This window comes from Acinetobacter sp. MB5 (genome assembly GCF_003261585.1).
Taxonomy (GTDB): Bacteria; Pseudomonadota; Gammaproteobacteria; order Pseudomonadales; family Moraxellaceae; genus Acinetobacter.
On record NZ_POVU01000002.1, the window covers coordinates 204183 to 219704 of the forward strand.

Consider the following 15522-nt stretch of genomic DNA (forward strand, 5'->3'; position numbering starts at 1 on the left):
TTACATCCTGATGGATTAGTCGCGTTTGATAGAACGAGACATACCAGCAAAACGTTGTTTGAATTTGTCGATACGACCACCAGTGTCTACATTCTTTTGTTTACCAGTGTAGAATGGGTGGCAAGCTGAACATACGTCAAGATAAAGAGTTTCTTTACCAACAGCAGAACGTGTTTCGATTACGTTACCGCAAGAGCAAGTTGCAACTAATTTTTCGTATTTTGGGTGAATATCGGCGCGCATGGTCGATTCTCCTAGGTTAAGAAAGGTTATGCTGTCATCGCAATTGACCACTCTCATAACGAATAATATCGCCATGAGGAATGCAAAAAAGCAGGTCAACACCATCACAGACCATTCTTTTGGCTCACCGAAACTCTAAGTTAGGGCTAAGCTCAACAAGTCGGCATATTATACAGGAAAAATCCTACAGATACGACTGCTTTATAGGAATCACTATTAATTATTACGCGCGTTCTGATCTTGCTGGATCAACTCAATTTTATAACCATCTGGATCTTCAACGAATGCAATGACCGTAACACCACCTTTCATTGGACCTGCTTCACGTACCACATTACCACCACGTGCTTTCATCTGTTCACAGGCTTGGTAAGCATCTTCAACAGCTATGGCAATATGTCCGTAAGCATTGCCCAAATCATAGCTTTGGGTATCCCAGTTATGGGTCAGCTCTAAGACTGTATTATTTTCTTCATCACCATAGCCAACAAAAGCCAGTGTGAAACGCCCTTCTTCATAGTCACGGCGACGAAGTAAAGTCATACCGAGTACTTCGGTGTAGAATGCCAATGAGCGCTCTAAATTGCCTACGCGTAACATGGTATGTAACATACGCATACGATTAATCCTCTTGTGAAGTTTGTATCGATTGATGATCTCTTAATAATTTGGCCACCCAAATTACTAACACCAAAATTGGAATTCCGATCAAGGTGGTCATCAGGAAAAATTTTGGATAACCAATATGAGTCACGATCGTGCCAGAATAGCCACCTAAAATTTTAGGGGTGAGTGTCATCAGTGAACTAAAAATTGCATACTGAACCGCGGTAAAAGAGACACTGGTCAAACTGGACAAGAATGCAATAAATGCAGCTCCCGCCAAACCTGAAGCCAAATTGTCTACAACAATCGCAAAGTACAACCACAATTTACTATAAGGTTTAATCACTTTACCTTTAACTTCTGTTGTACCTTGATCTTGTGGCACTACACTTAAAGGTTGCAAATCAATATCTAGTGGTGCAGCAGAACTGCCCAGTGTAAAACGCTGCTCTGCCTGAATCGCAGGAGTAGAAATCTGATTAAAATTTAGCTGTGCAACAAGGTGTTTAGAAGCAGATTTAGACAAAACCATACCATCTATTGCGACACTAAATAGACCTTTATCATCCAGTTTTGCTGGGTATTTTTGTCCATCAAGTAAAATCGTGACAGGTGTATCTGTTTGCAGCTGATCATTCTTCACCCCAGAAACTTGACCTTTCACCACGATACTTTCTTGTTGTTCTTTACTCGAAAGTACACCATCGCTCGTTACAGGTAAAAACTGAATTTGTGGCTTGGAACTGGCCTGTAAGTAAGGCAAGCTCAAATCAATTTTTGAATTGGCCTGATCTGCAAACTGCGTTTGGATTTGAATTTGATGCGATTGGGCTAAAACTTGATTGGGTACTTTCACCGACCAATATCCAACATCATCAGGTTGAACTTGATAATGCTGCTGCCCAACTTGCAGTTCAACTTGTCCCAATGGCTGTCCCGAATTGACTAAGCCAATAAAGATCAGATTGGTACTACTGGCAAACACCGCACCAACAAACATTAATTTCATAATGTTCATACGCTGTGCCAACAAGCCACCACAAAACCCACCAAATAATGAGAAAATCACACCATAGACTTTCACAGCTTCAGCGATCTGCTCTTTGGTAAAGTTCAGGTCTTGATAGAACACATTGGAAATCACCCCTGCAATAATGTCAGAAATGCGATAAAAACCAATGAGAAGCAATAAAAACAGCGCAAGTTTTACACCATAGCGCTGAAAGAAATCTTGAATTGGACTGACCCATGTATCGACCGCCATTTGGCGATTGACCACACCTGCTTTGACCAGAACAGTCCCAACCAGTAAAGCAACTGCACCCGAACCAAGAAAACGGATTGCCTCAAAACAGAACAGTAAAAAACTATCCTGAATTTGCAAACTTTTTTCAAATGCAACGACAAGATCATCTGAGAAAACATAGCTCAAAACAAAACTAATGACGGCTAAAAAGAAGACGCAGACCAGACGGAAATAATCCTGACGCTGATAATTTTTAGACACCCGATTTACTTGGGGTTCTCGAATCAACAATGTCGTGATAATCCCGATCAGCATCACAGCAGCCATTGCCAGATAGGTATATTTCCAAGCGCTATAAATATAGTTACCTTTGGATGTCCCTAAAGATGCCGCCAGAAATAAAGCACCCGCACCCGCAACAATCATCCCGATGCGGTAGCCTGCATTATAAGTCGAAGCCAAAACGGTTTGCATTTCCGTGTTAGCCAACTCAATCCGATAAGCATCAATGACAATATCTTGCGTTGCTGCAGAAAATCCCAGAAGCACAGCACCAACAGCCATTTGAATGAGATAGCTTTGCCCTAAAGAAGGATCTGAAAAAGCCATGATACAAATGGCACAGATGATTAGACATTGAGCCACAAATAACCAGCCACGGCGATGTCCTAAGGCTTTAGTTAATAGAGGTACAGGTAACTCATCAATCAGTGGTGCCCACACGAACTTGAAGGAATATCCTAAAGCAGCCCAACTGAAAAAAGTGACTGCACTTTTGTCGATACCAGCCTCGCCCAACCATAAGGATAAGCTCGAAAAAATCAGAAGAATAGGAATACCCGCAGAAAACCCCAGAAACAGCATAATCAAGGCACGGCGATCTAAAAAAGCACGAAAGGCAGTGATCCAGTCTTGGCTTTGCGAAGTCATTGTGCTGAGGGTTTCCATGCGATTTAAAGCTGCTATTTGAAACCTTTAGCTTCAATGTTGCAACCTGATTCCATAAGAATATTGCTTTTTTCATGTTAATTTTTATATGTCGCTTGATCTTTGAGGGTAAAACTGTATACCTTTAAATTGCCAATCAACTTTTGTTGTGGATTTAAAAACCGTGACCCAAAGACTCGATCAAATGAATTCAGTACTCTCTGCCAATCAACTAACTAAAAGCAAACAACTCCATCAGGACAACCCTATCTCTGCGTTTGATCAACCTGAAATACAACAAACACTACAAAAAACGGAGTTAAAACCAGAACAACTTACACATATTCCCGATCTGGAAAAAATCCCTGCATCAACCAAACGTATCAAGCCATTAAACAACTTTTTAGGCCAAGACCGTGCGCGAGCGTCTGTAGAAGCAGGGATTGCCCTACCTTATGCAGGCTATAATATTTTTGCGGTAGGTACGGCAGGACTAGGTAAACGCACCATGATTAAACGTTTACTACAGCAACATGCCAAATCTATGCCTACGCCTAATGACTGGGTTTATGTCAATAACTTCCAAGTTGCTCGTCAGCCACTGGCACTGTGCTTCCCCGCTGGTCAAGGTAACAAGTTCCAAAATGCCCTTCATCAAGCATGGCAAACCATTTTAAAACAGCTTGAACGCCGCTTTAGTGCGGAGACATATCACAACCGCATTGAACGCATTCGTCAGGAAACTGGACAGGAACAACAAGAAGCCCTTGTCGAACTCACCAAAGAAGGTGCTGGTTTAGATCTTAAGCTGATTTCTCGCAACGAAGAACATTGTTTTGTGCCTGTTCATTTAAAAGATAATGAGCTGCAAGAAATATCTCAGGATGAGCTTAATGCGCTTAACAGCAAGCAACGCGCTGAAATTGCTGCCAATATCCGCTATATGGACAAAAAGTTAGAACGCCTAGGTTTACATTTGGGTGATCTAGAAGATGATGCCCGTGATCAGGTTTCCGATTTAAACCGTGAAATTGCACAACAGGTCGTCATGCCACGTGTCGATCTGATTCTCAACAAATTCCAAAATATTCAAGGTTTAGAGCCATTTCTCAAACTTTATGCCAAAGATATCATTGAAAATGTTGAACTAATTCTCGATCAGGACGAAGAAGACTTCTCACCTGCGCTCTTTAGCCGAGTTCCTGCACGCTATCAAGCCAATGTGATTGTCAGCAATACGCCAAACAGTGGTGCGCCTGTAATTTTTGAAGATTTCCCAACCCATTACAATTTATTGGGTCATGTCGAACAGCTCACTCAAAATGGGACGATCACAACCGATTTTACCTTAATTCGTGCTGGGGCTTTACACCGTGCCAATGGTGGCTTCTTGATGCTCGAAGCTGAGCAACTTCTTGAGCAACCCTACGCATGGCAAGGTTTAAAACGTGCTTTAAAATCTGGACAACTCAAACTATCTTCTTTAGAGCACATGCTGACGCTCACAGGCAGTATTTCAATCGAACCTGCATCCATTCCGATTCAGCTGAAAGTTGTGCTTATGGCTGAGCCTGAAATTTATTATGAAATTTTAGAACTTGAACCAGAGCTTGGCAGTGTCTTTAAAATTCGTGCTGACTTTACCGATACGTTACAACGTAATGAAAGTAACGAACAAGCGTATATGCACCTCATCGCTGATTATGTGCAAGCAGATAAATTGTTACCCTTTGATCGTAGTGCGCTTGCCGCATTACTGACTGACTCAAGTCGCCAAGCTGAAGATCAAAGCTCATTATCTTTGCATGCATCAACGTTAGGTGATTTGATTCGTGAATCACACCATCACGCCTTCCAAGCAGGCGATAAAATGGTGACGGATGCCCATATCAATACTGCCTTACAACATCGCCAATATCGCTTAGGTTATCTCAGAGAATTGTACTGGCAAGACCTGTCTCGCGGTACGCAATTAATTGAAACTCAAGGCTATCGCTTTGGTCAGATCAATGCCCTGTCTGTGATTCACTATGCCGATGTCGAGTTTGGCTTACCTTCTCGTCTGACTGCTTCAGTGTATCAAGGTGGTGGTGATATTCTTGATATTGAACGTAGTGTTGAACTCGGTGGCTCATTGCATGCCAAAGGCGTATTGCTCATGTCGAGCTTCTTAAAAGCGCATTTTGGTCGTGAACAGATTCTTCACTTCTCGGCTGCGCTTGCTTTTGAGCAAAGCTACGGTCAAGTCGATGGCGATAGTGCGACTGTTGCTGAACTGTCTGCGCTCATCTCTGCGATTAGCCAATTACCGATTGATCAGTCTTGGGCCATTACAGGTTCGATGAACCAGTTGGGTCAAGTGCAACCGATTGGTGGTGTGAATGCCAAAATCGAAGGCTTCTATGATGCATGTAAACTGCAAGGTTTAACTGGCAAACAAGGGGTGATTATTCCTCGTCAGAACATGCAGCATCTCATGCTGCGTCAAGATGTGATTGATGCCGTTGCTGAGGGTCAGTTCCATATCCATGCGATTAATACCATTGATCAGGCACTCGAAATTCTGATGGGACGTCCTGTCGGTCAACTTGATAAAAAAGGCAATTACAGCAAGCATTCAATTTATGCAGCCGTCATGGAGCAACTTGAGTATTGGCAAGCCATTGAAGATGGCACAATTGAAGAAGAGGAAGAAAAAGCCAAGAAAAAGAAAAAAAAGAAAGTGAAAAAAGACGACAAAAAAGCCAAAATAGATGAGCTAGACATTGTCGTTGAAGAAGCCCAAGAAGTTGAAATGGCATTAAAGAATAAATAATTCTTTACGCCTGAAAACAATAAAGCCAGTCAAATGACTGGCTTTATTATTATCTGAATCGAGACAGACTGAATTATTTTACATAGAAAGTTTCAAGCACTTTGCCCTGTAAAGTCTGCCCGATCAGTGGTGTATTTTTACCTTGAGAAAGAATCGTGTCTTTAGACACTTGCCATTCTAGCTCAGGGTCAACCAGTACCCAGCCCGCTTCTGCTTGCCAACGCTCTAGCATTTTCGCAACACGTGCAGGTGCAGTCGTGACTTTTTCAACCCATTCAAGTGGAGTGAACACGCCTTCACGAACCAACTGCGTACCTAAAGCGACATAAGTATCGAAAGCCGTGATGCCTGGTTCAGTTTCTGCAAATGGCATCATTTTCGCTGAGCTGCTCAATGGCTCATGATGGGTACAAATTGCATCAATCACACCCGATTTTACCGCGTCACGAAGCTGAGCTTTGTCTTGTTCTGCACGAAGTGGTGGACGCACATGAGCAAGCGAGTTAAAGCCATCTATCAAAGCATCGGTTAAATGCAACTGGTGCATGGCAACGTCTGCTGTCACAGGTAAACCTTTGGCTTTTGCAGCAGCGATCAATTCGACTGAAGCACCACTTGAAAGCAAGCTAAAGTGAGCACGAACGCCTGTCACTTCAATCATCAACAAGTATTTAGCAATCGCAACAGTTTCCGCGATAGTCGGAATCATGGGCAAACCTTGACGTGATGCCACAAAACCTTCGTGTACACAACCATCTTTCGCCAATTGTGGTTCTTCAGGATAGAACACCACGGTTAAACCTAAACCTGCTGCATACTCTAAGGTACGAATCACGACATCATCGTCTTGGAAAGCTGCATTGGCATTAGTCACCGCAGTACAACCACCCTTTTTCAAGGCTGCCATGTTGGCAGGCTGTTTACCATTAAGACCTTGAGTTTGAGCACCAATGATATGCAAATGAATTTTGCCATCTTGCCATGCTTTTTCCACCAAACCCTGAATCAAAGCACCATTGTCTTGTACGATTGGCTTTGAATCTGGCGGGGTAATGACATGCAAAATCCCATTTTCACGTGCAGCCTGACCTTCAGATTTTAATGTCCCGTGTTGCTGCTGACCGGGTTCACGCAAACGTGCACACAAATCCACCATACTTGGCATGAGCCATTTGTCTTGACCATCAATCACCTGATCGACTTCTGTCAATTCGGCAACACGTTTACCCTGATCTAAATAAATTGTTTCGACGCGGTCTGTTTGTTGAACTGGATCTAACACACGTACATTTTCAATTTTTACACGACTCATGTGTCTCGCCCTTATGCCGAAATTGCTTCAATTAAACCCTTGTCTTGCAACTGACCTTGCATCGCCAATGCCAGTACAGCCATACGTACGGCAATCCCGTTGGTCACCTGATGCAAAATCACTGACTGTGGACCATCGGCAATGCTCGATGCAATTTCAACACCACGGTTCATTGGACCTGGGTGCATGACGATACAATCAGGTTTTGCCATCGCAAGGCGAGTTTCATTCAAGCCATACATTTTGTGGAATTCAGATTGTGATGCCAAAGCAGGCGAATCAATACGTTCATTCTGGATACGCAAAGTAATGATCACATCACAGTCTTTAACACCTTCGTCCATGTTATTGAACAGACGAACTTCACTGCCATATTCTTCAAAACCCACTGGCAGCAAGGTGTTTGGACCAATCACACGAATATCTTTACAGCCTAAAGTCTGCAAAGCAGCCACGTCAGAACGCGCCACACGTGAGTGTTTAATATCACCAATAATCGCCACACTTAAAGCTTCAAATGGCTTTTTGGTTTCACGGCGAATGGTGAGCATGTCAAGCATGGCTTGGGTTGGATGTGCATGACGACCATCACCCGCATTAATAATCGCAACATGTGGACAAACATCTTTGGCAATAAAATGCGCTGCACCTGAAGATGAATGACGAACCACAAAAATATCGGCTGCCATGGCTTCAAGATTCCACAACGTATCGCGCAGCGTTTCACCTTTTGAAGTACTTGAACGTGCAATATCAATATTCAACACGTTAGCAGAAAGACGTTTTGCTGCCGCTTCAAAAGTAGTACGGGTACGAGTCGAGTTCTCGAAGAAAAGATTCATGACCGTGCGCCCTTCTAAAAGTGGCGAGGTAATCAATTGATTATTTTCGTTGATAAAGGTCTGTGCTGTATCAAGAATTTTGGTAAGGGTCTGTTTGGAAAGACCTTCGATGGTCAAGAAATGCTTAAGATTGCCATGTTCATTGAGTTGAATCTGACTCGGACTATGCAATGCAGCCAAATGCATGAGAGATTCCTTGTACATTAAGTTAACGCATTATACAGATAATTTTATCTCGCGGGCAGTTGAAGTTTTCAACAATTAAATTTTTATCACCAAGATCAAGGGCTTCAATGCTAAATTCTAATTCACATCGAAAAAATGATCCTTTTAACGGCGTATTTTTGACGACTGATTTTTGAGAAAATACAGCTTTAAAGCCGAATTATTCAGCCAAGATTCACCTCATTTTTAAAAAATCGGTTCTGTCATTTTAATCCACAAGTTTTCCTGTAAAAAATACGTTAAAATAGCCGTTTGCTTTGCTGCTTTTGGAAATTTACATGACTTCGAAACCTCGTCTTTCTACATATTGGGTTACCTGTGCAGATGGACTTGAAACCTTACTCCAAGAAGAATTACAAGAGTTGGGGATTCAAAATATTGAGCGCCTAGCTGGACGTTTAATTTTCAAAGGCACATTGGAACACGCCTATCGCATTTGCATGTGGTCACGTTTGGCTTCTCGTGTCCTCTTGCCTATTCATACCTATGAACTTGAACATACTCACGATGCGCGTGATGTTGCAGAAGAACTGTATGAAGGTGCGATGAGCTTTGACTGGTCTTTAATTTTTGCACCACAAAGCACGTTTGCCATTCGTTTACACGCTGAACGTGAAATTAAGGTCAACACGCAGTTTGCGACTTTGCGCGTGAAAGATGGTGTCGTTGACAGCTTCATGGAAGCAGTCGGTCGTCGTCCAAGTATTGATACCAAACAGCCAGAAATTACCTTGTATGTTTTGGCAGGTAAAACGGAACATACTTATTGCCTAGATTTGTCGGGTGATTCACTGCACAGACGTGGCTACCGTCGTTATATGACCGATGCCCCGATTAAAGAAAACTTGGCAGCAGCAATTTTAAATAAAGCCAAACTGGCACAGCGTCGCCCTGAAATTTTCCTTGATCCAATGTGTGGTTCAGGCACGTTTATTATTGAAGCATTGATGATTTTAACCGATCGCGCACCGGGTTTGGTTCGTCGTTTTGGTTTCAACGGTTGGCATGGTCATGACCATGAATTGTGGATGGGCATTAAAGCTGAAGCAGCAGAGCGCCATGAAGCTGCACTCGAACAGCCTTTACCGCAGTTCTATGCGTATGATGCAGACTGGGAAGCAGTGAAAGCAACACGTCAAAACATCATGGCGGCAGGTTTTGAAAAACTGCTTGATGCGATTCAAATTGAAGAACGTACCCTTGCAGACTGGCCAGAGTTTGACAGCAGCAAATCTGCCATGATTGTCACCAACCCACCATATGGTGAGCGTTTGGGGGATAAAGCATCTAACCGTGCTTTATATCTTGGTTTGTCTGCAAAATTACAGGAAACTTTCCCGAATCAATACGCAGCCGTGATTGCTTCTCAGGTTGAACAAGCCGATGTATTGGCATTTAGCCAGCCTGAAACCTTGCGTTTAATGAATGGTAAACTTCCAATTTACATTCGTTTAGATCAAATCAAGCCACAAGTTCACACGCAACCTTTCCTTGCAACGTGGCAACCTCAACAATTCGAGGAAATTGAAGGCGCACAAGATTTTGCCAATCGTCTGCAAAAGAATATGCAAGCCTTGAAAAAATGGGCAACCAACGAAAATGTCTATTGCTTACGTCTGTATGATGCAGATCTGCCAGATTTTAACGTGGCAATTGACGTTTATGGCGACCGCTTGCATGTTCAAGAATATGCACCACCGAAAAAAATTGATCCTGAAAAAGCAAAAAAACGCTTTAACCTTGCGCTTACTGCGATTCGTGCAGTGACAGGTCTTGGTCGTGATGCGATTTTCATTAAAACCCGCGCCCGCCAAGAAGGTAAGACTCAGTACACCAAACAAAGTACTGCGTCTAAACGCTTTATTGTAAAAGAAGGCAAAGCCAAGATTTTAGTCAACATGACTGACTATCTGGATACAGGTCTGTTCCTCGATCACCGTCAAATTCGTTTACGTATTGCTCAAGAAGCCAAAGGCAAACATTTCTTGAACTTGTACAGTTACACCTCTACCGCAAGCCTGCATGCAGCCCTTGGCGGTGCGGCAAGTACAACCAGCGTCGACTTGTCGAACACATACATCAACTGGTCAAAAGAAAACTTTGTATTAAATGGTCTTACTGTTGATCATGCCGATGAACAACATGCATTCTTTATCAGTGACTGTTTCGAGTGGCTCAAAGAAGGTCATGAGCAATATGACCTGATCTTTATTGATCCTCCAACCTTCTCAAACTCAAAGAAATTCTATGGCACATTCGATGTACAACGTGACCATGTTTCTTTGATTAAACGTGCCATGAACCGTTTAAGCTCAGATGGAACATTGTACTTCTCGAACAACTATCGTGGCTTTGAGCTTGATGAAGAAATAGAAGCGATGTTTGATATCCAAGAAATCACCAATGAAACCATTGGCCCTGACTTCAAACGTAATCAGAAAATTCACCGTGCTTGGAAAATCCAGCATTTAGTAAACTAAATCATCTCCATAAAAAAATGCCAAGCAATTGCTTGGCATTTTTTATTTCACCTTCAAAATTTAAGGATAGGTCGTCTGACCATTTTCATATTTGATAGCAAAATCAATATTGTCACCATTGACCTTGCCATGCATCGCTTGAGCCATTTGTGTTAAAGCACGATCATAATCTTGTTCAGATACTCCCGAAGGCATTTTTCCAGTCATGTTTAACACATTACGTAAAAACTGCTTATCAACTTGAGTATGCGCTTCGAACTGTGCCGACTGAGGTGCTTTTAAACGGAAGTCTTGTATATCTGAATATTGATTTGCAGAAAATTTTCCTTGCAAATCTGCGGTCATTTTAGACTGACCTAGTTCAATCTGATTACCTTTAGACTCGAAACTAAAGCCATGACTTATAACCTTCAGCATTTGTTCAGTTAATTGTTTCTGCTGCGCTTGCTGCGTCTCGACACTACACGTCTTTTTAGTTGTATTCATGACTTGCATAAATGCTTGTAAAGCCGCTGTATCCAAGCCAGAAACATTAAAATTCAACTTCAGATTATTCAGTTTTTTATCATCCACTTGTATCTGTTCAATTGACCAGCTGGATTTGACATTGGTTTCTTTTACTTGAACATCTGCACTTGTGGAGAGTTGCAGTTTTTGCATCTCAATATTTTTTTTCAGTCGAGAGCTTTGATCCAAAATAATCATTTTCTGAATCGAAAACTCAGATTTTCCAGAACGTAACATTTGTCCCAATAAAGCCTGATCAGATTTAAGCTGCATTCCTTGCAAACTAAAATAATTATTACCGTCTCGTACTGTAAAACCAGGCATTTGAAGCTCAAATTTCGTCACTTCATATTTCTGCTGTTTCTTTTTCAGTTTAATTGTACCTTCAATCCCGTTCCAAACGGCTTGGAAATTGTCCTTGGTTTTACTCAACGAAGGACTATGAACCTTCATATCTATTGAACCAAACCAGTTTAATCGTGAATCTAGTGTCAATAATGCTTTATTCTGAAAGAGGTCTTGGTATTTTTTGGCATCTTCACCTTTTAAAACCAAGTTCACTTCAGATTTAATGTGATAACCATTCCAAGATCGCTGAATATGATCAACACCTTGTAATTCAATAACATCTTGAGGCTTACACGGATTTGGAGAAATTTTGTATGTCCAGCGTGCATCACCTGAAAACAGCCCCATATTAATCTGGGTGCTTTCTTTTTGAATTAATGAATTGGCTTCCGCTTGATTTTGAGCGTAATACTCATTTAAACGATGATCAGAATAAAAGTGAGCACCGACAATACTACTTGCGAAAATGCCTGCAACCGCAACGGCAATAACTTTCTTTTGCATAAAATTCTTCTCTAAAAAGAAATTAAAGTTTTATTTGATTATGTTTGTGTAGACAGAATACGGGATTCTATAAAAAACACAATTTTTATCACAAAATTCTTATTTTATTCATATTTAAAATACGACTTATAAAAAATCTCACGCCCATATCCAGACGTGAGATGTATCTAAACTTTATTTTGAAAAATCAGTCATTAACTGAGTTTTAGCTTGCTAAATTGTAAATGTCCATTTTCAGAGCCAATCAGAATATTGTCACCTGGCAAAAATTCGCCTGACAAGATCTTTTGCGCCAAGCTATTTTCAACTTGCTGCTGAATAGCACGTTTCAGTGGACGTGCACCATAAATTGGGTCAAAACCTGCATCAATGAGCGCATCAAATGCACTGTCTTCAACCGTTAAGCTCATATCTTTATCCGCCAAACGACTGCGTAAACGACTAAGCTGAATATCCGCAATACCACGAATTTGCGCTTTTTTGAGTGAATGGAAGATCACCAATTCATCAATACGGTTAATAAATTCTGGACGGAAATGCTGACTGACCGCATTCATGACTACCGTACGAATTTCATCGTCTTTCGCATGCTCACCTAACTCACGGACATCTTGTGAGCCTAAGTTTGATGTCATTACAATGACAGTATTTTTAAAGTCCACTACTCGGCCTTGCGAATCAGTTAAGCGGCCATCATCCAAAACTTGCAATAAAATATTGAAAACATCTGGATGGGCTTTTTCAACTTCATCAAACAGCACCACACTATACGGTTTACGACGCACAGCTTCTGTTAACACACCACCCTCTTCATAACCGACATATCCTGGAGGTGCACCGACCAAACGGCTCACAGAGTGTTTCTCCATGAACTCACTCATATCAATACGAATCATGGCATCGTCGCTATCAAACAGGAAGTTTGCCAATGCTTTGGTTAATTCTGTTTTACCGACCCCTGTTGGCCCTAAGAACAAGAACGAACCACTTGGTCGGTTTGGATCGGACAATCCAGCACGTGAACGACGTACCGCATTCGATACTGCGACCACAGCTTCATCTTGTCCAACCACACGGTTATGCAAAAACTCTTCCATATGCAGAAGTTTTTCACGTTCACCCTGTAGCATTTTAGACACAGGAATACCTGTTGCAGCACTGACTACTTCCGCAATTTCATTTTCAGTGACTTTATTACGCAACAGTTTTGGCTCTTCGGCTTCTTCTTCAACCGCTTCGTCTTGTGCCAACTGTTTTTGTAACTCTGGAATCACGCCATACTGTAAACGGCTTGCTTCTGCCAAATCACCATCACGAATGGCTTTTTCTAAAGCAACACGCGCTTTATCTAACTCAACCTGTGCTTTTTTATCACCTTCTGCTAAAGTTTTTTCAGCTTTCCAGATTTCTTCCAAATCATTGTATTCTTTTTGAACTTCAATAATTTGTTTCTCTAAATGAGCAACTTCTGCTTTGCTGCCAGAGTCCTCATCTTTTTTCACAGCTTCAAGCTGCATTTTGAGCTGAATTAAACGGCGATCGAGTTTATCCAAAGCTTCAGGCTTAGAATCGAGTTCCATTTTAATCCGTGATGCTGCTTCATCAATCAGATCAATCGCTTTATCAGGTAATTGACGATCGGTGATATAACGATGTGACATTTTCGCTGCTGCAATAATCGCAGAGTCAAGAATTTTCACACCGTGATGCACTTCATAGCGTTCTTTTAAACCACGTAAAATCGCAATGGTATCTTCAACGCTCGGCTCATCGACTAGAACTTTTTGGAAACGACGCTCAAGTGCTGCATCTTTTTCAATATATTGGCGATATTCATCAAGTGTGGTTGCACCGACGCAACGTAATTCACCACGCGCCAACGCAGGTTTCAACATGTTACCTGCATCCATCGCGCCATCGGTTTTACCCGCACCAACCAAAGTATGCAATTCATCAATAAATAGAATGACTTGCCCTTCTTGTTTGGCCAAATCGTTTAAAACAGCTTTTAACCGCTCTTCAAATTCACCACGATATTTCGCACCTGCCAACAGTGAACCTAAATCTAAAGATAAAACACGCTTACCTTTCAAACTTTCGGGTACTTCACCATTAATAATGCGCTGTGCCAAACCTTCAACAATGGCAGTTTTACCTACACCTGGCTCACCAATCAACACAGGGTTATTTTTCGTACGGCGTGACAACACCTGAATGGTTCGGCGAATTTCATCATCACGACCAATTACAGGGTCAAGCTTACCTGACGCTGCACGTTCAGTCAGGTCAATAGTGTATTTATTTAAAGAGTCACGTTGATCTTCGTGATTATTGCTCATGACTTTTTCATTGCCTCGAATCGATTCGATTACTTTGCGCAATCCGTCAACGGTTACGCCTACACTCGTTAAAATGGTTTTGGTAGAACCTACTTCGGCTAAGGCCAGCATCACCCAATCCGTTGAAATAAACTCATCCCCTGCTTTTTGTGCATATCGATCTGCCAAATTCAGCATTTTGACCGCATCGGGATTGAGATTCACATCGCCTGTGGGATTGGAGATCGTGGCAGCATTGCTTAAAGCTTGCTCCAACTTCTGTTTCAGTTCTGGTATACGTGCACCTGCTTGCTGTAACAGGCTGAGATTCGAAGCCTCTTCAAGCAGTGTCACCAAAATATGGATATTATCGATTGCAGTATGATCTTTGCCCATTGCTAGAGATTGTGCATCGGATAGAGCCTGTTGCAATCGATTGGTAAATTTTTCAAATCTCATTATTGTTATGCCTCATCATCAATTTACTATTGAATTAATACATGGGTTCGTTTATTTGTATTTCAACTATTTTTCTATGATTTTTCAATTATTTATTAAAAAATCATGATCTGGAATTTAGTAATAATATGTGGCTAGTCCTCATTTTTTTCAAGTCAAAAATTCTTTTTTCTATGCAAAAATAAAAAAACCAGTTCATTTTGAACTGGCTCTTTTTAACGATTCATATCTTATGCGGCTTCAACAATTTCAAAGTCGTGAGTAATTTCTACACCACCACTTGAAAGCATTTTGCTGGCTGAACAGTATTTTTCAGCAGATAATTCCACTGCTTTTGATACCTGTTTTTCTTTCAATGCCTTACCTGTCACTACAAAGTGCAAGTGAATTTTAGTAAATACTGCAGGAACTTCATCTGCACGTTCTGCTTGCAACTGACATTGTACGCCTTCAATATCCTGACGGGCTTTTTTTAAAATGGTTACAATATCAAATGATGCGCAGCCACCAAGTCCCATTAAAATCAGTTCCATAGGGCGTGGACCACGATTTTCACCCCCATATGCTGGAGCTCCATCCATGATTACACTATGACCACTCTCAGAATTTGCTTCAAATGCAACATTCTCGAGCCATTGAACTGTTGATCGCATTGCAACTACCTAAAAAAAAATATAGATTACTGTGTGC

At 41.6% G+C, this 15522-nt stretch carries 10 protein-coding genes; 2 read left to right on the top strand and 8 right to left on the bottom strand.

What is annotated here, in order from left to right; translation table 11 throughout:
• Positions 1-15 precede the first annotated feature (15 nt).
• The 3 genes from rpmE to C1A47_RS03610 all read right to left on the bottom strand — a co-directional run bounded on the left by rpmE (position 16) and on the right by C1A47_RS03610 (position 3025).
• A complete protein-coding gene (gene rpmE / locus C1A47_RS03600; RefSeq protein ID WP_004752972.1) occupies positions 16-243 on the bottom strand; it encodes a 50S ribosomal protein L31 in 228 nt (75 codons plus the stop codon).
• 216 nt (positions 244-459) lie between these two features.
• Entirely contained in the window at positions 460-861 is a 402-nt protein-coding gene (gene gloA, locus C1A47_RS03605; RefSeq protein WP_111892517.1) for a lactoylglutathione lyase, read from the bottom strand.
• Between the two features lie 4 nt (positions 862-865).
• Positions 866-3025 (bottom strand): AmpG family muropeptide MFS transporter, encoded by a 2160-nt coding sequence (locus tag C1A47_RS03610; RefSeq protein ID WP_111892519.1) that lies wholly within the window; start codon positions 3023-3025, stop codon positions 866-868.
• Positions 3026-3206: 181 nt separating this feature from the next.
• On the opposite strand from C1A47_RS03610, the gene C1A47_RS03615 reads away from it, so the two are divergent.
• Positions 3207-5837 (top strand): Lon protease family protein, encoded by a 2631-nt coding sequence (locus tag C1A47_RS03615; protein ID WP_111892521.1) that lies wholly within the window; start codon positions 3207-3209, stop codon positions 5835-5837.
• 73 nt (positions 5838-5910) lie between these two features.
• Here C1A47_RS03615 and C1A47_RS03620 read toward each other — a convergent pair whose 3' ends face one another.
• Together C1A47_RS03620 and C1A47_RS03625 are read right to left on the bottom strand one after the other, a co-directional pair.
• A complete protein-coding gene (locus C1A47_RS03620; protein ID WP_111892523.1) occupies positions 5911-7149 on the bottom strand; it encodes a dihydroorotase in 1239 nt (412 codons plus the stop codon).
• 11 nt (positions 7150-7160) lie between these two features.
• Complete coding sequence (locus tag C1A47_RS03625; protein ID WP_111892525.1) at positions 7161-8177, bottom strand: aspartate carbamoyltransferase catalytic subunit; 1017 nt, start codon at positions 8175-8177, stop codon at positions 7161-7163.
• A 317-nt stretch (positions 8178-8494) separates the two neighbouring features.
• Between C1A47_RS03625 and rlmKL the strand changes: the two genes are divergently transcribed.
• On the top strand, positions 8495-10696 hold the full coding sequence (rlmKL, locus tag C1A47_RS03630) for a bifunctional 23S rRNA (guanine(2069)-N(7))-methyltransferase RlmK/23S rRNA (guanine(2445)-N(2))-methyltransferase RlmL (protein ID WP_111892527.1): 2202 nt from the start codon (positions 8495-8497) through the stop codon (positions 10694-10696).
• A gap of 60 nt (positions 10697-10756) precedes the next feature.
• Here rlmKL and C1A47_RS03635 read toward each other — a convergent pair whose 3' ends face one another.
• From C1A47_RS03635 to C1A47_RS03645, 3 genes are all read right to left on the bottom strand, one after another.
• Positions 10757-12055: a DUF945 family protein gene (locus tag C1A47_RS03635; RefSeq protein ID WP_111892529.1), complete on the bottom strand. Its 1299-nt coding sequence runs from the start codon at positions 12053-12055 to the stop codon at positions 10757-10759.
• Positions 12056-12249: 194 nt separating this feature from the next.
• Positions 12250-14832: an ATP-dependent chaperone ClpB gene (gene clpB, locus C1A47_RS03640; RefSeq protein ID WP_111892531.1), complete on the bottom strand. Its 2583-nt coding sequence runs from the start codon at positions 14830-14832 to the stop codon at positions 12250-12252.
• A gap of 230 nt (positions 14833-15062) precedes the next feature.
• On the bottom strand, positions 15063-15485 hold the full coding sequence (locus C1A47_RS03645) for an OsmC family protein (RefSeq protein ID WP_111892533.1): 423 nt from the start codon (positions 15483-15485) through the stop codon (positions 15063-15065).
• Positions 15486-15522 lie beyond the last annotated feature (37 nt).